Consider the following 21,387-nt stretch of genomic DNA (forward strand, 5'->3'; position numbering starts at 1 on the left):
TTCGGAGGGTTGCGAGCCTCATCGTGCGCCGTCCCGCTCGGGAACGTATGTCCGGGCGAATCCGAGCCGCTCGATCACGGGGGCGTCGCTGAACCGGAACAGGTCGAACTCGGTCTCGGCGCGAAGCGACCACGGCACCCAGCTGGGCACGACGAACAGATCGCCCGTCTCCAGCCGGTGGGTCTCGTCGCCGAGGACGACCTCGCCGCGCCCCTCGAAGACCTGCCAGACGGAGGATCCGACCTCGTGACGCGCGGGCGTCACGGCCCCGCGACGCAGGCGATGGAACTCGCATCGGATCGTCGGCATGACGTCCCCGGCCGTCGTGGGGTTCGTGTATCGGATGGCGGCGTGCCCCTGCTCGACCGTGGCGGGATATCCCTCGTCCTCCAGCGCGAGCTGCTCTCGCAGCGCCGCCTCGGTGTGCTCCCATCGATAGGCGCTCAGCGGCGAGCTCACGCGCGACTCGAGGCCCGACAGGGGGCGGATCCCGGGGTGCGCCCAGAGACGCTCGGCGCGCGACACGTCGGGCGAGGCCTCGTCGGTGACGCGATCGGATCCGTACTCGAAGAAGCCCACGTCCGTGTGGTTCGACAGGGGGATATCGAGCCCGTCGATCCACGCCATCGGCTCGGCGGTGTCGTTGTGGTGACCGTGGAAGTTCCACCCCGGGGTAAGCAGGAGATCGCCGCGCGACATCCGCACGGGGTCGCCGTTGACGACCGTCCACACCCCCTCGCCCTCCACGACGAACCGGAAGGCGTTCTGGCTGTGGCGGTGCTCGGGCGCGGTCTCGTGGCCACCGAGGTACTGGATCGCGCACCACAGGGTCGGCGTCGCGTACGCCGTGCCGGGCAGGCCCGGGTTGCGCAGACCGATCGCGCGGCGCTCGCCCCCGCGACCGACGGGCACGAGGTCGCCGGAGCGTCGTGCGATGTCGTACAGAGCGCTCCAGCGCCACACGTGCGGCACGGCGGCCGGCGCGGGCGTCATCGGCATGAGGTCATCGCGCTGGGTCCAGAGCGGCGCCGTCGAGTTCGCCTCGAAGTCGGCGTACAGCTGCTCGAGCTCGGGCGAATCGATCCGCCCGTCCATCGTGTCCATGGTCAGCTCCTCCCGTCGCCGGATCCGTCCGGCGCCTCCGCGCGCGAGGCGAACTGGCTCCAGAGCCACTCGATCGTGCCGGGCAGGTCGAAGCTGTCCCTGTCGATCTCCCACTCGGCCTGGAGGCCGTCCGAGACCGCGAGGAGAACGCGCGCCATCATCGAGGGGTCGACGTCGGCGGGGAACGTCCCGACATTCTGGCGCGCCTCGATGTCGCGCCGGATCGTCCCCGTGACGAGGACGTCGCGCCGGCGGAAGAACTCGTTCGCCGGGTGCTCGGGATCCGCCGCGGCCGCCTGGAGGCTGACGTACAGGTGCACGAGCCCCGGGACGTCGACGTTGTGGCGCGCAGTGCGGAGTGTCATGGGGTCGTCGCCGGGATCCACCGTGAGGTGGCGCCTGTTCACGACGTCGCGCTGCCGGAGCACCTCGACGAGCAGGTTCTCCTTCGTGCCGAAGTGATGGAGGAGGCCGGCCTGCGTCATCCCGGCCTCGGCCGCGATGTCGCGCAGGGAGGTCGCGCTGTATCCCTTCCGCTCGATCACATCGAGCGCCGTCTCGAGGATCGCAAGCCGGCTCTCCTTGCCCTGGGAGTAGGTCCGGCGCCCTGCTCGCCGCGCGACGGGGGCGCTCGGCTGCCCCGCCACGAACAGCGGGCGCACCGTGTCGCCGGGCACGTCGGGTCGCGACGGCACGACGGCGGCCGCCGTGCGCGGGATGTCGAACGGCAGCTCGCCCGCGGCCGGCACGCGCCCGGTGAGGACATCGAGGATCGCCGCGTCGGAGGCGCCGAAGTCCGCGACGACGGCCGCGCAGAACGGCAGGAGCGGCTCGAGGATGGCGGGGCGGTCGAGCCGCACGACCAGCACGACGGGGGCCTCGACGCTCAGCAGGCGCACGCGCTCCTCGAACGCGGGAGAGAACTCGAGCGAGCCCGCGTGGAAGCTCGCCTCGAGCATGTAGTCGTCGCGGGGCTCGTACGGCGCCTCCGTGCGGACGACGATCGCCTCGGCCTCGGCGGGATCGGCCGCCGAGCGCAGCCCCGCCGCCGTGACGGCGTCGGCGGAGATCTCGTCCGAGAACACCGCGATGCCGCGTCCGAGCGGGAGGGTCGGCGCGGACGGCCGACCGTTCTCGAGCACGACCATCGATCGCGACTGCGCGTGGCGCCCCTTCTCGACGAACTCCGCGGAGCCGACGATCCGCTCGGCGGCGGCCTCGTCGACATACGGGTTCTCGAACAGCCCGAGCTGGAACTTCACGCGGAGCAGGCGCCGCACGGATTCGTCGAGGCGCGACTCGTCGACGGCGCCGCGCTCGACGAGCGACACGATGTATCCCGGATCCTCCTCGCCGCCCAGCTGGTCGCAGCCGGCATCGAGGATCCGGTGCACGCGCTGCGACTCGTCGAGGTGCTCGACGCCCCACGCGCGCGGCGGGAGCGTCTTGTCGAGGATCCGCGACTCGGTCACAAGGCCCCAGTCGGTGCAGACGACGCCGTCGTAGCCGAGGCGCTCCCGGAGCAGGCCCTGGATCATCTGCCGGTTGTACCCGAAGCCGACCTCCTCGATCGGCTCGCCGTCGAGCGTGAGCCCCATCGGGATCCCGTACGCGGGCATGATGGCGGGCACGCCGCGCTCGATGACGCGGCGGAAGGGCTCGAGGTGCTCCTCGAAGCGTCCGCCGAGGTAGTCGTGCTCCCGGCCGTACGGAAAGTGGGAGTCCTCGCCGTCGCGCTGCGGCCCGCCGCCCGGGAAGTGCTTGGCCATGCACTCGATGCTGTTCGCGGTCAGTTCCCCGCCGCCCTCGAAACCGTCGATGTAGGCGAGCCCGAGGCGTCCCACGAGCTCGGCGTTCTGCCCGAAGGTGCTGTACTGACGCGCCCACCGCGGCTCGGTCGCGAGGTCGAGCGTCGGATGCAGCGCCGTGCGGATCCCGACGGCGAGGTACTCCTGGCGGGCGATGTCCGCGAACTCGCGCACCGCCTCCTCATCGGCGAGGGCGCCGAGGCCGAGCGGCTCGGGCCACGCGGAGAGATGCTCGGCCTGGAACGACGCGCCCCAGTTCTCGGTGAACGAATGGCGCGGATCCGTCGAGATCGTCACGGGGATCCCATGAGGCGACTGCTCGGCGACGCGCTGCACGCTGTTCGTCCACCGCGCCATGGTGGCCGGGTCGGGGATCCGATGCACGTTGAGGTGCGTCACGGCGCGCTCCTCGACGAGTTCCCGGGCGGACGGCCGTCGGTCGGTCATCGGGGGCCCGTCGATGTCGCCGTCGGTTGTGACGGCGACGACCGACTGCACCATGAGCCCCGCCTTCTCGTGCAGGCTCAGGCGCGCCAGCAGGTCCTCGACGCGCTCCTCGACCGGGCGCCGCGGGTCCTCATACGGATCCATGACGCCGTTGCCGTTCAGGTCGCGGAAAGGCGTCCCGTCGGAATGGCGCGCGGTCGCGATCGTCACGGGAGTCGTCATCGTCACTTCTCTCCTTCGGCGGCGAGCTGACGGCGCCGCTCTCGGCGCGCCCTCTGCTCCGCGACATCGGCCACGGGTGCCGACATGAACAGTCTCTGCGTGTAGGGGTGCTCTGGTCGCGCCGTGACCTGGTCGACGTCGCCCTGCTCCACGATGTCACCACGGTAGAGGACCGTGACGCGGTGGCTGATGTGCCGCACGACGCCGAGGTCGTGCGAGACGAACAGGTACGCCGCGCCGGTGTCCTCCTGCAGCTCGACGAGCAGGTCGAGCACGCGCGCCTGGGTCGTGAGATCGAGCGCCGAGACGGGCTCGTCGCAGATGATGAGCCGCGGGCCGAGGGCGATCGCGCGCGCGATCGCTATGCGCTGCCGCTGCCCGCCCGAGAACTCGCGCGGGAGGCGCGACGAGGCGTCGGAGGGGAGGTGCACGCGATCGAGGAGCTCGCGCACGCGCCCGTAGGCATCGTTCCGCGTCCACCCCTGGATGAGCAGCGGCTCGGCGAGGATGTCGGCGATCGTCATCGACGGGTTCAGGGAGGTGTAGGGATCCTGGAACACCACCTGGATGTCCTTCGCGAGCTCGCGCCGCTCGCGTGCCGGGAGCCGCGTGATGTCGCGGCCGTCGAACGTGATCCGGCCGGCGCTCGCGGGCACGAGGCCGAGGATCGCGCGCCCGATCGTCGTCTTCCCCGATCCCGATTCCCCGACGAGCCCGACGGTCTCGCCTGGACGGATGTCGAGTGAGACGCCGTCGAGCGCCTGGAATCGCTTCCCTCCGCGCCCCGTGAAGACGACCTCGAGGTCGTCGACCCTCAGAAGCGGTCCGATGTCGCTCATCGCGCTCCTCCTTCCGAGGCGCCGCGGTAGACGCGCACGTCTCCGCCGTCCTCGAGCATCGATTCGAGGAGGGTCTGGGTGTAGGCCTCCTGCGGCCGCTCGAGGATGTCCTCGACGCGGCCCGTCTCGACGATGCGGCCGGACTGCATCACGGCGACCCTGTCGCAGATGTCGGCGACGACGCCGAAGTTGTGGGTGACGAGGAGAACGCCCATGCCCGTCTCCTCGCGCAGGTCGCGGAGCAGGTCGAGCACCTCGGCCTGCACCGTCACGTCGAGGGCCGTCGTGGGCTCGTCGGCGATGAGGAGCCGGGGCCGTCCCGCCACGGCGCCGGCGATGAGCACCCGCTGCGCCATGCCGCCCGAGATCTCGTGCGGGTAGGCGCGGAAGGTAGCCCCTGGATCCGGGATGCCGACGCGTTCGAGCAGCTCGAGCGCGCGCTCCCTCGCTGCGTGCTTCGACATGCCGAGCGCCCTGCGCAGCGGCTCCGTGAGCTGGTGGCCGATGCGGTAGGCCGGATCGAGGTTGCTGAGCGGCTCCTGCGGCACATAGGAGATCCCCGCGCCGCGCAGTCGCCGGCGGCGGCGCGGGTCGAGGCCTGTGACCTCCGCCCCCTCGAACTCGATCGAGCCGCGCGAGACCCATCCGCCTTCTGGGAGGAGCCCGAGCACGGAGAAGGCCGTCTGGGACTTGCCGGAGCCGGATTCGCCGACGAGCCCGAGCACCTCTCCCGGTGCCACGTCGAGGCTGACGTGGTGGACGACGGGATTCTGCGCATCGCCCGTTCCGTAGCTGACCTCGAGGTCGCGCACGGAGAGGAGGGGCGACCGGCTGTCGTCCGCCGCGATCTCCGCGGGCGCCGTGCGGCCGGTGCGGGTGGCGGAGCCGGAGCCGCGATCTTCGAGGGCGTCGCGCATCGCATTGCCCAGGAGGATGAGGGCCATGGTCGTGAGGCCGATCGCTACGCTCGGCCAGAGAACGAGCGACGGGTTGACGAAGATGCGGCGGAAGCCCTCGTTGAGCATGCTGCCCCAGGATGGCACCGAGCTGTCGGAGAGCCCGAGGAACTCGAGACCCGCCTGGATCGCGATGGCGATGCTCGCGAGGCGCGCGGTCTGGATGATGACGGGGGCGCGTACGACGGTGAGGACGTGCCGCCCGATGATGCGCGCGTCGCCGAGGCCCGACACCCTGGCGGCGTCGACGTAGAGCTCCCCGCGCACCGACTGCACGGCCGCGCGCACGATGCGGAACACGGCGGGTGAGAGCAGGATGCCGAACACAGCCATCGCGATCCAGATGGAGGGGCCGACGACAGCGCGCACCGCGAGGAGGACGACGATGCCGGGCAGCGCCATGTTGAGGTTCGTGAACCAGTTCGCGACGGCGTCGAACCAGCCGCCGTAGTAGCCGGCGATGAGGCCGGTCGGCAACCCCACGACGAGGGCGACGACGAGGGCGAGCGCGGCGCCCGCGAGGTTGATCTGCGCGCCCCAGAGGAGGCGGCTCAGGACGTCGCGCCCCGACGAGTCGGTGCCGAGCAGGTGCTCTGCGCTCGAGGGGAGGAGGGCGTCGCGGAGGTTCGCCGTGCCGGGTGCCGGCAGGCCCAGGAACGGCGCCGAGAGCGCCGCGAGGACGATGAGGACGAGCACGACGGCCGCGATGACGCCGAGCGGGTTGCGGAGGAATCGGCCGATCACGCCCTCGCGGCGCGTGCGCGCGGCCGTGATCAGGGTCGTTGTCTGGCTCATGAGAGGCGCACCTTGGGATTCAGCGCGGCGACCGCGAGGTCGACCAGCAGGTTGACGATGACGACGATGACGACGTACGCGGTCACGGTGCCGAGCACGACGTGCACGTCCGTGCGGGCGGACGCCTCGACAGCAAGGCTTCCGAGGCCGGGCAGAGCGAAGATCTGCTCGATCACGACGGCGCCGCCGAGGATCCCGACGACCTGGACGGCCAGCGCCGTGAGGCCGGTCGTCGATGCATTGCGGAGCACGTGCGCGAGGACGATGCGGGTCTCGGAGAGGCCGCGGCTGCGCAGCGTGCGGACGAAGTCCTGCCGGAGCATCGCGATCATCGAGCTGCGCACCTGCTGGGCGACGCCGGCGACGGCGACGACCGTCAGCGCGATGACGGGCATCGTGAGGCTGCGCGCCCACGCGGCGGGATCGGTCGCGAACGCGGTGTATCCGGTCGCGGGCAGCACGCCGAGCTGGATGGCGAGCACCGTGACGAGGAACAGGGCGATGATGAACGCGGGCAGCGCGTCGCCGAGCGTCGAGACGAACTGGAGGGCGCGGTCGATCCATCCGCGCCTGACGGCCGCAACCACGCCCACCGCGAATCCGAGGATGCCGCTGAGCGCCGTCACGAGGACCACGAGCGCGACGGTCACGGGCGTGCGGACGATGAGCGCCGCCCAGACGGACTGCGTCGTGAACAGCGACTCGCCCAGGTCGCCCGACACGGCGCCGACGAGCCATTGCACGTACTGCACGACGAGCGGCTGATCGAAGCCGAGCTCCGCGTTGAGCTCGGCGGCCTGCGCGGCGGACGCGTTCTCACCGAGGACGTTGAACGCGATGTCGCCGAAGGCGGGCGACAGCATGAGGAAGACGATGAGCGACGCGCCGAACACGAGCGACACGGCCGACGCGAGGCGTTTCACGAGAAAGCGCATGAGGGTTCTCCGGACGGGGCGGTGGGACGTAGCGCGCCCCACCGCCCGGGATCAGTTGCCGCTCGGGGCGTAGTTGTAGATCGACGGCACGGCCTGACGCACCTGCACCTCGACGTCGACCGCGTCGGTCCAGTAGACGAACGTGCCCGGCCGCATGACGGGCGCGAACCACACGTTGTCGACGATCCACGTGTTGATCTCGCGCGCGATCTGCGCCTGATCGGCCTCGTCCGCGCCCGGGTAGGCGTCGATGAGCGCCTGCAGTTCGGGATCGCTGGACCCGAGCGAGTTCCACGCGGCATCCTCCGCGAAGAGGAACTTCACGGTCCCCCAGTCGGAGCGCTGGGCGAGGGTCATGAACGCCACCGGGAACTCACCGCTGAGCATCGACGGGATCGCCTCGCCGGGGCCCCACTGGTGACGCGTGACGGTGACGCCGATGTCCTCCCAGTTCTGAATGATCGAGTCGTAGATCACCGGCTCGAACACCGAAGAGGTCGGCAGCGTGATCTCGAGGTCGCTCGCGCCGGCGTCGGCGAGCAGCTGCTCCGCCCGCTCGGGGTCGTAGGCGTAGGCACCATCGAGGTCTTCGTCGTAGGCCTCGGTCTCGGGCGCGTAGACCTGTGAGGTCGCATCTCCGAGCCCCTCCCACCCGACATCGACGAGTGCCTCGCTGTCGATCGCGATCGCGAGCGCCTCGCGCACGCGGGGATCCCCGAACTCGGGCTGCAGCTCGCCCGTGCGGTCGAAGAAGATGAGCCCTCCCCAGTTCACCGAGAAGCCCTCCTCGCTGTGGAGGCCCGCGGCATCCGCCTGCAGCGCCGACGCGGCGCGGTTGAGCGAGGCGACATCGATCTGACCGGAGGTGAGCGCGTTGAGTCGGGCGGTCTCGTCGACGAGCACCTTGTACTCGACCTCGTCGTACGGGAGCTCCTCGCCCCAGTAGTCCTCCGTGCGCGTATAGGTGATCGTGGAGCCGACGACCGAGTTCGCCTCGTCGAGAACGTAGGGACCCGTCCCGACGGGCACGGTGTCGATGGATCCATCCGAGATCGCGTCCGGGCTGCCGATGTACCCACCGGCATTCGCGATGCTGTCCGGGAGATCGGGGTCCGGCGATGAGAGATGCAGAACGACCTCGTGATCACCGGTGACCTCGACGCTCTCGACCGCTGCGAGGTTGGCGAGCATCGGGCCGTTGGCCGTCTGGAAGTGTTCGATGTTCGCCTTGACGGCCTCGGCATCGAACGGGGTGCCATCGCTGAAGGTCACGTCGTCGCGCAGCTCGAGCGTGAGCGAGAGCCCGTCGTCGCTCGTCGTCCAGTCGGTCGCGAGCATGGGGCTGAGCTCGCCGTTCGGCTCACGCTTGATGAGCGTGTCGTAGACGGCCTGGTAGATCGGCGCGAGGTGCCCCTCGTTCGCCTGCGCGGGATCCCAGCTCGTCGGCTCCTGGAGCGAGCCGACGACGAGGCGCTGCGGCCCGGCGTCGCCGCCGGGCGAGTCGCCGGCCCCCGCGCTGCACGAGGCGAGCACGAGCGCGGCGGCCGCGGCCGCGCCGGCCGCGGAGAGAGTTCGGGTGAGTGCCATGGCGTCTCCTGACGTCGTTGTGTGGAGGCGAGTCCGACCCTGCATCGCGATCGGGTGTGTGCAACACTAAATGGTGTTCAGTGGTTTTGCAACGGCGCAGAATGGAGACGGCACATCATGGCGACGTCGCCCAACATCGTGTGGATCTCGACGCACGACATCAATCCGCACCTCGGTGCATACGAGGGGCTCTGGCCGGACGCCGACCAGCCCTCCACTCCGCGCCTCGACGCGCTCGCGCAGGAAGGCGTGCGCTTCGACCAGGCCTTCGCCGCGGCGCCGGTGTGCGCGCCGGCGCGGTCGGCCATCATGACGGGCTGCTATCCGATCTCGATCGGCACGATGCACATGCGCACCAAGGCCGTCCCGCCCGACGATGTCCACCTCGTGAGCGAGAGCTTCCGCGAGGCCGGCTACTACGCGACCAACAACTGGTTCACCGACTTCCAGGTCGAGACGCCTCCCACGGCGTTCGACGAGTGCTCGCCCACAGCCCACTGGCGCGATCGCCCGGAAGGCGCCCCCTTCTTCGCGTCGTTCCACAGCCTGATCACCCACGAATCGCGCATCTACGGGGACGACGCGTACGCGGCCGAGACCGCGGCCCTCCCGGATGACGAGCGGGTCGATCCCGATCAGGCGAGCTTCCCGCCGTACCACCCGGATACGGAGCCCTTCCGCCGCGCGTGGGCGCGCTACTACGACCTCATCACCGCGATGGACGCGTGGGTCGGGCGGATCCTCGACGAGCTCGAGGCCGACGGCCTCACCGAGAGCACGCTCGTGGTGTTCTGGAGCGATCACGGCGCGAGCTTCCCGCGGGCGAAGCGCTGGGCGAACGAGGCAGGGCTGCGGGTCCCGCTCATCGCCCGCTGGCCGGGTCGCATCCCCGCCGGCGCGACGCGCGAGGAGGTCGTGATGACCATGGACCTCGCCCCCACGATGCTCGCCTCCGCAGGCCTCGAGGTCCCCGCGCACATGCACGGGACGCCGCTGTTCACCTCGGAAGGGCATGCCCTCCCCGCCGCGCCGTACGCGTTCGGCGCGCGCGACCGCATGGATGCGCAGGAGGACGCCGTCCGGACCGTGCGCGATGAGCGCTACCGCTACACGCTCAATCTGCATCCGGATCGATCGGGCATGCAGTACAACCACTACCCCGATCACCTCGACACGTGGGGCGAGCTGCGCCGCCTCGTGCACGAGGAGGGTCAGCGGCTGTCGCTCGGTGAGGTGCCCGCGATCCTCACCGATCTGCAGCGCTCGATCGTCGCCGTGCCGCGCCCGGAGGAGGAGCTGTTCGACCTCCGTGAGGATCCCCATGAGACGACGAACCTCGTGACCGATCCCGCCTACCGCGATGTCCGCGACCGGCTCCGCGCCGCGCTCGATGCATGGCGGGCGGAGCACGGCGACCTCGGCACGATGCCGGAGCGGGATCTGCTGGAGCGGTGGCGGCCGGGCGGCGATCCGCGGCACACCGCCGTACCGGAGGTCGCCGTCGCAGACGGCGTCCTCACCGCGACCTGCGCGACGGCGGGCGCCTCGATCGGGTGGACGACGGACCCGCCCGCCGACGAGCGCGAACGCACGGTGATCGAGGAGCAGAGCGGATCCCCGCGCCAGGACGGCCGCCGCTGGCGCCTCGTCGCGGGCCCCTTCGCCCCGCCGGCAGGATCCTCGATCTGGGTCGGCGCGTGGCGCCTCGGTCACGCCCCCAGCCCCGAGGTGCGACTGGAGATCACGGAGGCGGTTCGCTGATGCGCGCGATCATCCTGATGTTCGACAGCCTCAACCGGCGCATGGTGCCGCCGTATGTCGATGAGGCGCGGCTGCCGAACTTCGCCCGCCTCGCGGCGCGCACCGTCGCCTTCGAGAACTTCTACGCCGGATCCATGCCCTGCATGCCCGCGCGTCGCGAGATGCACACGGGCCGCCACAACTTCCTGCACCGCAGCTGGGGCCCGCTCGAGCCCTTCGACGACTCGATGCCGGAGATCCTCGGGAAGGCGGGCGTCCACACGCACCTCGCGAGCGATCACCAGCATTACTGGGAGGACGGCGGGGCGACCTATCACACGCGATACAGCACGTGGGAGTTCTTCCGCGGCCAGGAGGGCGATCCGTGGAAGGGCGTCGTCGATCGCGTGGATCCGCGCCAGAACCCCATCGTGCGCATGCGCTCGCAGGACGAGGTCAACCGGGCCCACATGGCGACGGAGGCGACGCACTCGCAGACCCGCACGGTCGACGCCGGGCTCGAGTTCCTCGCCGCGAACGCCGAAGCCGATCGGTGGATGCTGCAGCTCGAGCTGTTCGACCCGCACGAGCCGTTCTTCGCCGCCGCGCGCTTCCGGGAGGCACGGGGCCTCAGCGGCGACGCGACCTTCGACTGGCCGCCGTATCAGCGTGTGACAGAGGGTGATGACGACGTGGCGTCCGCCCGCGAGGAGTACCTGGCCCTGCTCGAGATGTGCGACCACTCGCTCGGGCGCGTGCTCGACGCGATGGACGAGCAGGGCCTGTGGGACGACACGATGCTCATCGTGAACACCGATCACGGGTACATGCTCGGCGAGCGCGGCTGGTGGGCGAAGTCGTTCCAGCCCTGGTACAACGAGCTCGTTCACCTGCCGATGTACCTCTGGGATCCGCGCGGCGGTCGCCGCGGCGACCGCGACGACCGGCTCGCTCGCACGATCGACATCCCCGCGACCGTGCTCGACTTCTTCGGTGTCGATGCGACGCCCGACATGCAGGGCCAGCCGCTGGCCTCATCCGAGGACGCTCCGGCGTCGACCCTGTTCGGCAAGCACGGCGACCACGTGAACATCACCGACGGTCGATACGTGTACATGCGGTCTGCGGTCTCACCCGAGAACGCCCCGCTCGAGGAGTTCACGCTCATGCCGACGCACATGCGGTGGCGGTTCTCCCCCGATGAGCTCGCCGAATGGGAACCGGCAGAGGCGTTCTCGTTCACGAAGGGCCTGCGCACCATGCGGATCCCCGTCGCGTCGGCGTGGCTGACGTCGTGGCGACACGGCACGATGCTGTTCGATCTCGAGAGCGATCCCGATCAGCGCGAACCGCTCGCCGACGACGCCGCCGAGCTGCGCATGGTGCGGCTCCTCGTCGACGCGCTGCGCGCCGAGGACGCCCCCGCCAGCCAGTTCGAACGGCTCGGCCTGCCGGCGACCGGCCCCGTCGAGGGCCGACATCTGCTCGCCCGCGCCCATCGCGACCGCGCGCAGGAGATCGCGGATCCGCTCCCCCGCGTCGACGAGCTCGCCGCGCCGGACCTCCTCACGATGCCCCTGCGCGCGCTCCTGCTCGATCCGCCCCTGAGCGAGGTGGTTCGGCGCCACGCACCCGAGCTCGTCGGGTCGGAGCTCGTCGGGATCGCGCCGGACGCGAGCCTGCTGTCCATCGCCGCGCGGGCGGGGATCTCGTCGCGCGCCTTCCGGGCGCTCGACCGCGACCTGGCCGCGGCAGGCTGAGCAGCTCGGCGACGCCACTCGCCGGGCGGCACACGCGCGGCGCCCCGCCGGCCGAGGCCGACGGGGCGCCGCGCGTGCTGCGGAATCAGACGCGCGCGAGATCCGGCTCGTCGGCGCCGTAGCGCTCCTGCTCGATCTCCTCGAGCGACTTGCCCTGCGTGTTCGGCGCCCAGATCGAGCCGACGATGAGCGAGACGGCGAGGATCGCGATGAGGATCGCACCGAGGCCGTGCAGCCCCATCGACACGAGCCACACGGGGAAGCCGTAGCTCAGCAGACCCACCATGATGCGGGCGGCGAAGAACAGCAGCCCCTGCGCCGACGCGCGGTACTGCGTCGAGAACAGCTCGGCGGTCCAGAGGCCGTAGAACGCCTGCGCTCCGATGCCCGAGGCGAGGCCCCACAGCACGGCGAACGCGAACATCGTCCACCCCGACGCAGGCAGGTACACGAGGACGACCCAGCCGGCGATGCCCATGGCTGCGCCGATGAAATACAGCAGGCGGCGCGACATGCGGTCGGCGAGCAGCATGAATCCGAAGTACGTGCCGATGACGGTGCACAGCCACAGGAACGACTGAAGGAAGAACTGCTGCTGCGAGTTCGTGAACCCGGCGGCGTCGTACACGCGCGGCATGAAGATGCCCGCCTGGCCGGCGACGGTGTTCCAGAATCCGTAGACGCCGATGAGGAACAGCAGCGCCGTGAGGTTCTTCTTCCGCCCGAGAAGTGCCTTGAATCCGCGCCCGCCGAGCACCTTCTGGGATCCGTTCTGCACCCGCAGGTTCTTCGTCTCGGTCCAGCGCTTCGACTCCGAGAGTCCCTGGCGCACCCACCACGTGATGAAGGCGACGACGAACAGGTGGATGAAGATGATGCGGGATCCGAACAGCCCCATCGGCTCGAGAAGCGCGGCGAGCAAGAAGCCGATCGCCGGTCCGACCGACCAGGCGAGCTGGGCGGTGCCGACGTGCTTCGCGCGCTGCGCGCTCGGCGCCTCCTCGGCGATGTAGGTCCACGACGCGGGCACGCCGGCGCCGACCGCGATCCCCGTGAGGATGAAGGCGAGCATGAGCATGCCGCTGTTCACGGCGAACGCAGCGATGAGCACGCCGACCATGTAGAGCATCAGGTCGTAGGTGTAGATGAACTTGCGCCCGAGGCGGTCGCAGAGCGGACCGCCGATGATCGCGCCGACGGCGGCGCCGAAGGCGTTCGCGCTGAGGGCCGCGAGCAGGCCCGCGAATCCGTCGGTGAAGCCGAACTCCACCTGCCAGAACCCGAGGCTCGTCGCGATCGCGATGATCGATCCGGCCTCGATGTAATTGGACATCGCGACGGCGATGGTGGCCTTCCACCCCGTCGTCCGCTTCGCACCGATGCGTGCCATAGTCCGTACGCCTCTTCCTTGAATGCCGATACCGGGCGCGGTCGGCGTCGCGGCCGACCCGATCGCCTTCGTTGATGAAACGATTCATGTGCCGGAGACACTGTACGCGTTCCGTCCGGAGTTCGCCACACCGCACTCCCGTCGCTCGAACCGACCTCCGCGCAGAACGCGAAGGCCGAACTGTGCGACGGGGACGGACGTCAGCGGATCGTCAGGGGGATCCGCACGGGGTCGAGCCTCGGGGATGTCACCTCGATCACCGCATCACCTGCCCCCGTGGGGCGCACGACGGCCAGCACGCGGCCGTCGAAGGTGCGCCACGTCGCCTGATCGAAGCGCTCCTCGGTCGCGGGGCGCGCGCTCGACATGCCGGCGAGCTCGGCGGATCCCGTCACCGAGACGGTCACGTCGCGATCGACACCCGTCACGAGGATCCCGCGATCGTCGCGCAGCTCGATCGCGCAGAATGCGAGATCCGCCGCATCGTCGCGCAGCTGGTCCCGGTCGACGATGGCCGTGAGCCTCGTCGCGCCGGCGGTCGTGAGCGAGGTCTCGCCGACTTCGACCCCTCCGCGGAAGGCGACGGCCGTGAGCCGCCCCGGGCGGTACGCGACGCGGAGGTCGGCGACGAGCGGCATCCGCTCGCCGACGGCCGCGCGCCCGAGCACCTCGCCGTCGAGGCGCAGCTCGACCTCGTCTGCGTCGGCGTACACCTCGACGGCGGTCGGGGTCCCCTCGTGACCCGCCCAGCTCCAGGATGCGACCGTGTCGCTCCACGCCCACGGCGAGCGCAACGCGATCTCGCGCCCGCTGTTCTCGGGCCGGGAGACGGCGATGAACGGATCCGTTCGCAGGCCGAAGGCGATCTCGCGGTAGTACGAGGCGGGACGCCGGAAACCGGTGATGTCGATGTCGCCGCACCAGGCCGTGAGCCACGGGTGCTCGCGCTCGAGCGCGGCGCGCGCACTCTCGTCGTCGGCGTAGACAGTGGATCCGATGCCGACCTCGCCGAGGTAGTCCCACCCCGTCCAGGTGAAGTCTCCGATGACGTGCGGATGCGTCTTCACGAGCGGCCAGAGGGTGCCGATCTGGGTGGAGAAGGTCTCGGACCCCACGATGATGCGATGCGGATGCAGCTCGCTGTCGAGGCCGTAGCGCGCTTCGGCGTAGTTGAGCCCGAGCACGTCGACGGCGGCGCTCGACTCCTCGATGCGCCTCGTCGCCGTCGCACTCACGGCGACCGCGGCGAAGGGCCCGTCGTCGCCGCTCATCGCCTCGTTCAGGCCGCCCGCCTGCTCGAGGCCGGCGCGGATCTCGCCGAGCTCGTCGATCACCGACAGGAAGGCGTTGACGCCGTTCGTGACGAGACGGGTCGGATCCGCGGCGCGCACGCGCTCCGCGAGTCGACGGGCCCAGCGGGCGCCGTGCGGCGTTCCGGTCTCGATGATCTCGTTGCCGATCGAGTACATGATGACGCTCGGATGATTGCGGTCCTTCGCGACCATCGCGTCGATGTCCGCGGCCCACCACTGCGGGAACTCGGCGGCGTAGTCGTACGGCGTCTTGAACCGCGTCCACATGTCGAACGCCTCGTCCATGACGAGCATGCCGAGCCGGTCGCACGCATCGAGCATCGCGGGCGAGACGGGGTTGTGCGCGCCGCGGATCGCGTTGAAGCCGGCCTCCTTGAGCAGTTCGATGCGGCGCTCCTCGGCGCGACCGATCGCGGCGGCGCCGAGCGGCCCGTTGTCGTGGTGCACGCACGCGCCGCGCAGGAGCACGGGCTCTCCGTTGATGCGCAGCCCCTTGTTCGGATCCGCCGTCACGGTGCGGATCCCGAACGCCACCTCGACGGGCGCCCCGTCGCCCACCCGCACCGTCGCGCGGTGCAGCTCGGGGCCGTCGGGGCTCCACAGGCGCGGATCCGCGATGTACAGGCGCTGCCGCACGACCTCTCGCGCCCCTGGCGCGAGGGTGACGGGCGTGTCGTCGCCCTCGACCACGGCGCCGTCCGGATCCGCGATCTCTGTCGCGACGTGGACTGTGCGCGTGACGAGCCCGGCGTTGGCGACCTCGGTGACGACGTCGACGACCGCCTGGTCGCCCTCGATGCGCGCCGTGGTCACGACGACGCCGTCGGGCACCACGTGGATCGGCTCGTCGACGTGCAGGACGACGGGGCGGTGCAGGCCCGCACCCGAGTACCAGCGCGAATCCTGGCCGCTGCGCACCTCGATGCGGATCTCGTTCCGCTCGCCGTGCTGCAGGAATGCCGTGATGTCGACGAAGAAGCGCGCGTAGCCGTCGGCGCGGTTGCCGGCGAACTCGTCGTTCACGAAGACCTGCGCGCGGCGATGCGCGCCCTGGATCTCGAGCCGCACGACCCGGCCCGCCCATTCGGCGGGCGCGTCGAGCGCCCTCACGTAGCTGAACGCGCCGTCCGGGTAGGAGGCGGCGGCGCCCTTCGCCGGGACATCGGCCGATCGCTCGGCGTCGCGCAGCGCGTCATGGGGCAGGCGGACGACGCGCTCCGAGGTGTCGTCGCCCATCGAGAAGGGGCCGCGCGGTGTGCGACAGACCCAGTCGTCCATCAGGGGGATCGTCGTCATCGGTGTCTCCCGCTCGCGAGCGGCTCCGAAAACCTTGGATCCGCTCTGTTTTCGACGACGATATCAGGCGCGCCGGCCGCCGCCGGCGGGCCGCGTCACGACGAGAGCAGCGTGCGCAGCCGCTCGGCGGCCGTGATCATGTGGACCGCCATCGCCGAGGCCGCCCCGTCGGCGTCGCGCGCCTCGAGGGCGCGGGCGATCGCCTCGTGCTCGTCGAGCGCGAGCGTGGCGTCCGCGGCCGTGTGCACGGCCCGGTCCGCGTACACCTGCAGGAGCGAGCGGACCACGTGGAGGAGGTCGCGCAGCGTGCCGTTCTCGGCCGCGTCCGCGAGCGCCAGGTGGAAGTCGAAGTCGGCGCGGGCGAAGGCGCTCAGGTCGTCGCCTGCGTCGCGCATGCGCTCGAGGTGCCGCGCGAGATCCGCCCGGGCCGCTTCGGTCGCGCGCGTCGCGGCGAGCCGCGCGACGTAGATCTCCAGCCCCGACCGCAGCTCGAGGAGCTCGGCGGTGTTGCGCTCGCCGATGAGCAGCCCCCACCGCAGCGTCTGAGGGAGGAGCTCGCTCGCCTCGCCGCGCAGGTAGGTGCCGGATCCGGGGCGCACATCGACGATTCCGAGGAGTTCGAGCGCGGCGAGCGCCTCGCGCACGGCGGAGCGCCCCACCCCCAGCGACGTCGCCAGGTTCCGCTCGGCGGGCAGGCGCGTGCCGGGCGCGATGGATCCGCCCGTGAAGAGGTCGAGCAGGCGCCGAGCGACCTCGCTGACCGGCGAACCGCTCGGGAGGGATCCGAGCGCGTCCGCGATGGCGTCCGAGGTGCCCGAGGCGTCGACTGGCATAGGGACAACCTAATCGCACGAATGCGAAAAGGCGATTGCAATTGGTCAACCGGTTTGTCACACTGGAGTCATGACCCGCCTCTGGAATGAACCGGGCGACTTCGCCGACGAGATGGTCGACGGATTCGTCGCCGCCCACGCACGCCTCGTGCGCCGCGTGACCGGCGGCGTCGCCCGACGCAGCCGCACCCCCGACGGCGAGACCGCCGTCGTCATCGGCGGCGGATCCGGCCACTACCCCGCGTTTGCCGGGATGGTGGGGCCCGGCCTCGCCCACGGCGCCGCGATGGGCAACCTCTTCGCCTCGCCCTCGACACAGCAGATCCTCTCCGTCGCGCGCGCCGTCGAGCGCGGCGGCGGCGTCCTCCTCGCCTACGGCAACTACGCGGGAGACGTGCTCAACTTCACCTCGGCGCAGGAGCAGCTGCGCGCCGAAGGCATCCCCTGCGAGTCCATCGCCGTCACGGACGACGTATCGAGCGCCCCGGCCGACGAACGCACCCGCCGGCGCGGCATCGCGGGCGATCTCACGGTCTTCCGCGCGGCCGCCGCCGCGGCCACGGAAGGGCTCCCCCTCGCAGACGTCGCGGCGATCGCGCGCCGCGCGAACGAGCGCACGCGATCGTTCGGCGTGGCCTTCACCGGCTGCTCGCTCCCGGGAGCGGACGCCCCGCTGTTCGAGGTCCCCGACGGCCGCATGGCCGTCGGCCTCGGCATCCACGGCGAACCCGGCCTGTCCATCACGGACATCCCGACCGCCGATGAGCTCGCCGAGATGCTCGTGGCGCGCCCGCTCGAAGAGCTGCCCGACGGCGTCGCATCGGCACGTGGGGCCCGCGTCGTCCCCGTCCTCAACGGGCTCGGATCCCTCAAATATGAGGAGATGTTCGTGGTCTACCGCCGCATCGCGCAGCTGCTCGACGCCGCCGGGATCGAGGCCGTCGACCCGCACGTCGGCGAGTACTGCACGAGCTTCGACATGGCCGGCACCTCGCTCACGCTCTTCTGGCTCGACGACGAGCTCGAGCGGCTCTGGCACGCCCCCGTCGACACGCCCGCCTACCGGCGCGGCGCGATCGCCGCGGGCGAGCCCGACGCGGAGGAGGAGCACGAGGCCGCCGCCGCAGACGTGCCCCCGTCGGACGCCCCGTCCCGCGGCGTCGCCCGGACCATCGTCGCCGCGCTCGAGCGCGCCGCCGCCGCCATCGACGACAGCGCCGACGAGCTCGGTCGCATCGACCGGATCGCCGGCGACGGCGACCATGGCATCGGCATGCAGCGCGGCGCGCACGCGGCCCTCGACGCCGCCCGCGACGCCGCCGATCGCGGCGCGGGGGCGCAGACGACGCTCGCCCGCGCAGGCGACGGCTGGTCGGATCGCGCGGGCGGCACGTCGGGCGCGATCTGGGGTGTGATCCTGCGCACCGTCGCCGCCGATCTCGGTGACACGGGGATCCCGGATCCCGCAGCGCTCGCGACCGGCCTCAGCCTTGCGTCCGATGCCGTCATGGCCTACGGGAAGGCGCAGCCGGGTGACAAGACGCTCGTGGACGCGCTCGCCCCCCTCGCCGAGGCCTTCGCCGCGCGCATCGCCGACGGCGATGCCGCTCCCCGCGCCTGGCGGGTCGCCGCCGAGGCCGCCGAGTCGGCGGCCGCCGCGACCGCCGACCTCCTGCCGCGCATGGGGCGTGCCCGCACGCACAGCGAGAAGGCCATCGGCACCCCGGATCCGGGCGCGCACTCGCTCGCGCTGATCGCGCTCACCGTCTCCGACCTGTTCGCGGCGCGGGAGGTGCGGTGATGATCGGGCTCGGGACATACGCCTTCTTCTGGAGGATGTCGGATCGCGTCGAGGCGCCCATGACGCTCGGCGACGCGTTCGCCGAGACGAAGGAGCTCGGTCTCGACCTGTTCCAGATCTGCGACCACGCGCCGCTCGAGTCGATGACGGACACCGAGCTGCGGGCCCTCGCCAGGCGCGCCGACGAGCTGGGGATCGCGCTCCAGATCGGCACGCGCGGAATCGAGCCCGCGCGCCTCGAGCGCTTCCTCGCCATCGCCGAGATCCTCGGCGCCCGGCTCGTGCGATCGATGTTCCGCGGCGATGCCTGCTCCCCCGCGCCCGACTGCGCCGTCCGCTGGCTCGCCGACGCGATCCCGGCGTACGAGCGCGCCGGCGTCACCCTCGCACTCGAGACCTACGAACAGGTCGCGACGACCGACCTCGTCGACGTCGTCGAACGCGTCGGCAGCGACCGCCTGGGCATCTGCCTCGATCCGGCGAACGTCGTCGCGCGGCTCGAGAGCCCCCGCGCGTGCGTCGAGGCCGCGGCCGCCCACACGACGAACGTGCATGTGAAGGACTTCGCGTTCGACCGCCAGCCGGGATGGGTCGGATTCACCTACTCCGGCGCCCCCATGGGCGAGGGCCTGCACGACTACGACCACCTGCTCGCCATCGTGGATCCGCGCGGTCGCGGCATCGACGAGATCGTCGAGCACTGGCTTCCGTGGCAGGGCGACGCCCTCGCCACGGTCCGCACCGAGCGGGACTGGACCCGCCGCACGATCGACCACCTGAGGAGGACCCCCTGATGACACGCACCCACCGCATCGCCCTGTTCGGCGCCGGAGGCAAGATGGGCACCCGGATCACGAACAACCTCGCGAAGACCGAGCACGCGGTGCGGCACGTCGAGGGCGCCCCTGCGGGCCAGGAGCGGCTGCGCGCGGCCGGGCACGAGCCCATCGCGGCGCCCGCCGCGATCGCCGACGCCGAGATCGTCATCCTCGCCGTCCCCGACCTCGCCCTCGGCGCGGTGACGGCCGAGATCGTCCCGCAGCTGCAGCCCGGCACGATCGTGCTCACGCTGGATCCCGCCGCGGCCTACGCCGGCCTCCTCACGACGCGCGACGACGTCGTGCAGGCCGTCGCGCACCCCTGCCATCCGTCGGTGTTCCTCCAGCGCGAGACGCCCGAGGAGTGGGCCGACACGTTCGGCGGCATCGCCGCCCCGCAGGAGGTCATCGCGGCCGTCGAATCGGAGGATCCCGACGCCGTCGCGCTCGTCGACCGCGTCGTGCGCGACATCTACGCGCCCGTCATCGACGTGCACTGGGTGACGGTCAAGCAGCTCGCCCAGCTCGAGCCGACGCTCGTCGAGACGATCGCCTGCATGATCGGCGCGCTGCTGAAGGAGTCGCTCGAGGAGGCCGTCCACACGATGGGCGTGCCGGAGGCCGCCGCCCGCGCGATCCTCCTCGGCCACACGCAGGTCGCGCTCGCGAACAGCCTCAACGGCGACAACCCGTTCAGCGACGCGTGCCTCATCGCGATGGACTACGGTCGCGAGAGCATCATCAAGGACGACTGGAAGAAGGTCTTCCGTGACGACGAGCTCGACAGGAACCTCGCGCGCATGCTGCACCTCGAGACGATCGACCGATAGGGATCCGATGGCACGCCTCACCGGGAAGACCGCCCTCGTGACGGGATCCGCGACGGGCATCGGCCTCGCCGTCGCGACGCGATTCGCCGCGGAGGGCGCGCGCGTCGTCATCGCCGACCGCGATGGCGACGCCGCCCACCGCGCGGCAGCCGGGATCGGCGAGGCCGCCCGCGCCGTCGCGGTCGACATCTCACAGGAAGACCAGGTGTCCGCCGCCTTCGCGTCGCTCGCGGAGGGCGGCTGGGCCCCGGACGTCGTCGTCGCGAACGCCGGCGTGCAGCTGTTCGGGCAGGACGCGCCGGCCGCCGACCTCGACCTGGACGTGTGGCGGAAGATGATCGACATCAACCTCACCGGCACCTTCCTCACCGTCAAGCACGCGGTGCGAACGATGCGCGAGCGCGGCGGTGGGTCGATCATCCTCACCGGCAGCCCGACGGGCGTGAACGGCGAGGGGAAGGACTTCACGGCGTACAGCGCGTCGAAGGCGGGCATCCACGGGCTCGCGCGCACCGTCGCCGCCGCGTACGCGGGCGACGGGATCCGCGTCAACACCGTCGTTCCGGGCTACACCGAGACCTCGCTGGTGACGACGATCAGCGACGACCCCGAGGCGCGCGCCGCGATCGTCGGCCGGATCCCGATGGGCCGCGCGGGAACCCCCGCCGACGTCGAGGGCATCATGCTGTTCCTCGCGAGCGACGACAGCGCCTTCGCGACCGGCGCCCTGTTCGCCGTCGACGGCGGCATGACGACGCTGTAGCGGGGTCGGGATGTTCGACGACGCCGCGGGTGACGGGGTGCGCGGCGCCCCGTCCATCGGGGTCCAGATGCACAACGACGCCAATTCTGTCCGGGGCAGGTGCGAAGCCGGCGTGTCGCGAGGGTCAGGCACAGAATTGGCGTCGTTATG

General features: G+C 71.1%; 15 protein-coding genes. 6 read left to right on the top strand and 9 right to left on the bottom strand.

All coding sequences use genetic code 11. The annotated features are described in order from the left end of the window. Window positions 1-18 precede the first annotated feature (18 nt). Genes GB932_RS13335 through GB932_RS13360 form a run of 6 tightly spaced genes read right to left on the bottom strand, consistent with a single transcriptional unit; the run spans window position 19 to window position 8,693 of the window. Window positions 19-1,104: a cupin domain-containing protein gene (locus GB932_RS13335; protein ID WP_156761191.1), complete on the bottom strand. Its 1,086-nt coding sequence runs from the start codon at window positions 1,102-1,104 to the stop codon at window positions 19-21. A gap of 2 nt (window positions 1,105-1,106) precedes the next feature. Further along, entirely contained in the window at window positions 1,107-3,581 is a 2,475-nt protein-coding gene (locus GB932_RS13340) for a glycoside hydrolase family 3 N-terminal domain-containing protein (protein ID WP_156761192.1), read from the bottom strand. 2 nt (window positions 3,582-3,583) lie between these two features. Further along, window positions 3,584-4,420, bottom strand: a complete 837-nt coding sequence (locus tag GB932_RS13345; RefSeq protein WP_156761193.1) for an ATP-binding cassette domain-containing protein — start codon at window positions 4,418-4,420, stop codon at window positions 3,584-3,586. Continuing rightward, window positions 4,417-6,171 (bottom strand): dipeptide/oligopeptide/nickel ABC transporter permease/ATP-binding protein, encoded by a 1,755-nt coding sequence (locus GB932_RS13350; RefSeq protein WP_156761194.1) that lies wholly within the window; start codon window positions 6,169-6,171, stop codon window positions 4,417-4,419. Before GB932_RS13350 ends, GB932_RS13345 begins: the two co-directional genes overlap by 4 nt. Beyond that, window positions 6,168-7,106, bottom strand: a complete 939-nt coding sequence (locus tag GB932_RS13355) for an ABC transporter permease (protein WP_156761195.1) — start codon at window positions 7,104-7,106, stop codon at window positions 6,168-6,170. The genes GB932_RS13350 and GB932_RS13355 overlap by 4 nt, the downstream gene beginning before the upstream one ends. A 51-nt stretch (window positions 7,107-7,157) precedes the next feature. Beyond that, window positions 7,158-8,693: an ABC transporter substrate-binding protein gene (locus GB932_RS13360; protein ID WP_156761196.1), complete on the bottom strand. Its 1,536-nt coding sequence runs from the start codon at window positions 8,691-8,693 to the stop codon at window positions 7,158-7,160. Window positions 8,694-8,810: 117 nt separating this feature from the next. On the opposite strand from GB932_RS13360, the gene GB932_RS13365 reads away from it, so the two are divergent. Together GB932_RS13365 and GB932_RS13370 are read left to right on the top strand one after the other, a co-directional pair. Continuing rightward, the gene (locus GB932_RS13365; protein WP_156761197.1) at window positions 8,811-10,454 is read left to right on the top strand and encodes a sulfatase family protein; all 1,644 of its coding nucleotides are present in this window, start codon (window positions 8,811-8,813) and stop codon (window positions 10,452-10,454) included. Continuing rightward, complete coding sequence (locus tag GB932_RS13370) at window positions 10,454-12,193, top strand: sulfatase (protein WP_156761198.1); 1,740 nt, start codon at window positions 10,454-10,456, stop codon at window positions 12,191-12,193. Before GB932_RS13365 ends, GB932_RS13370 begins: the two co-directional genes overlap by 1 nt. A gap of 85 nt (window positions 12,194-12,278) precedes the next feature. Here GB932_RS13370 and GB932_RS13375 read toward each other — a convergent pair whose 3' ends face one another. From GB932_RS13375 to GB932_RS13385, 3 genes are all read right to left on the bottom strand, one after another. Then, on the bottom strand, window positions 12,279-13,583 hold the full coding sequence (locus tag GB932_RS13375) for an MFS transporter (protein ID WP_156761199.1): 1,305 nt from the start codon (window positions 13,581-13,583) through the stop codon (window positions 12,279-12,281). A gap of 200 nt (window positions 13,584-13,783) precedes the next feature. Next, a complete protein-coding gene (locus GB932_RS13380) occupies window positions 13,784-16,192 on the bottom strand; it encodes a glycoside hydrolase family 2 TIM barrel-domain containing protein (protein ID WP_156761200.1) in 2,409 nt (802 codons plus the stop codon). A 95-nt stretch (window positions 16,193-16,287) separates the two neighbouring features. Then, window positions 16,288-17,025, bottom strand: a complete 738-nt coding sequence (locus GB932_RS13385; RefSeq protein ID WP_156761201.1) for a FadR/GntR family transcriptional regulator — start codon at window positions 17,023-17,025, stop codon at window positions 16,288-16,290. Between the two features lie 70 nt (window positions 17,026-17,095). Between GB932_RS13385 and GB932_RS13390 the strand changes: the two genes are divergently transcribed. Genes GB932_RS13390 through GB932_RS13405 form a run of 4 tightly spaced genes read left to right on the top strand, consistent with a single transcriptional unit; the run spans window position 17,096 to window position 21,237 of the window. After that, on the top strand, window positions 17,096-18,826 hold the full coding sequence (locus GB932_RS13390; protein ID WP_156761202.1) for a dihydroxyacetone kinase family protein: 1,731 nt from the start codon (window positions 17,096-17,098) through the stop codon (window positions 18,824-18,826). After that, on the top strand, window positions 18,826-19,620 hold the full coding sequence (locus GB932_RS13395) for a sugar phosphate isomerase/epimerase family protein (RefSeq protein WP_156761203.1): 795 nt from the start codon (window positions 18,826-18,828) through the stop codon (window positions 19,618-19,620). The genes GB932_RS13390 and GB932_RS13395 overlap by 1 nt, the downstream gene beginning before the upstream one ends. Beyond that, on the top strand, window positions 19,620-20,474 hold the full coding sequence (locus tag GB932_RS13400) for a phosphogluconate dehydrogenase C-terminal domain-containing protein (RefSeq protein WP_156761204.1): 855 nt from the start codon (window positions 19,620-19,622) through the stop codon (window positions 20,472-20,474). Before GB932_RS13395 ends, GB932_RS13400 begins: the two co-directional genes overlap by 1 nt. A gap of 7 nt (window positions 20,475-20,481) precedes the next feature. Continuing rightward, window positions 20,482-21,237: an SDR family NAD(P)-dependent oxidoreductase gene (locus GB932_RS13405; RefSeq protein ID WP_156761205.1), complete on the top strand. Its 756-nt coding sequence runs from the start codon at window positions 20,482-20,484 to the stop codon at window positions 21,235-21,237. Window positions 21,238-21,387 lie beyond the last annotated feature (150 nt).

Source organism: Microbacterium karelineae (genome assembly GCF_009745985.1).
GTDB classification, from domain to species: Bacteria; Actinomycetota; Actinomycetes; order Actinomycetales; family Microbacteriaceae; genus Microbacterium; species Microbacterium karelineae.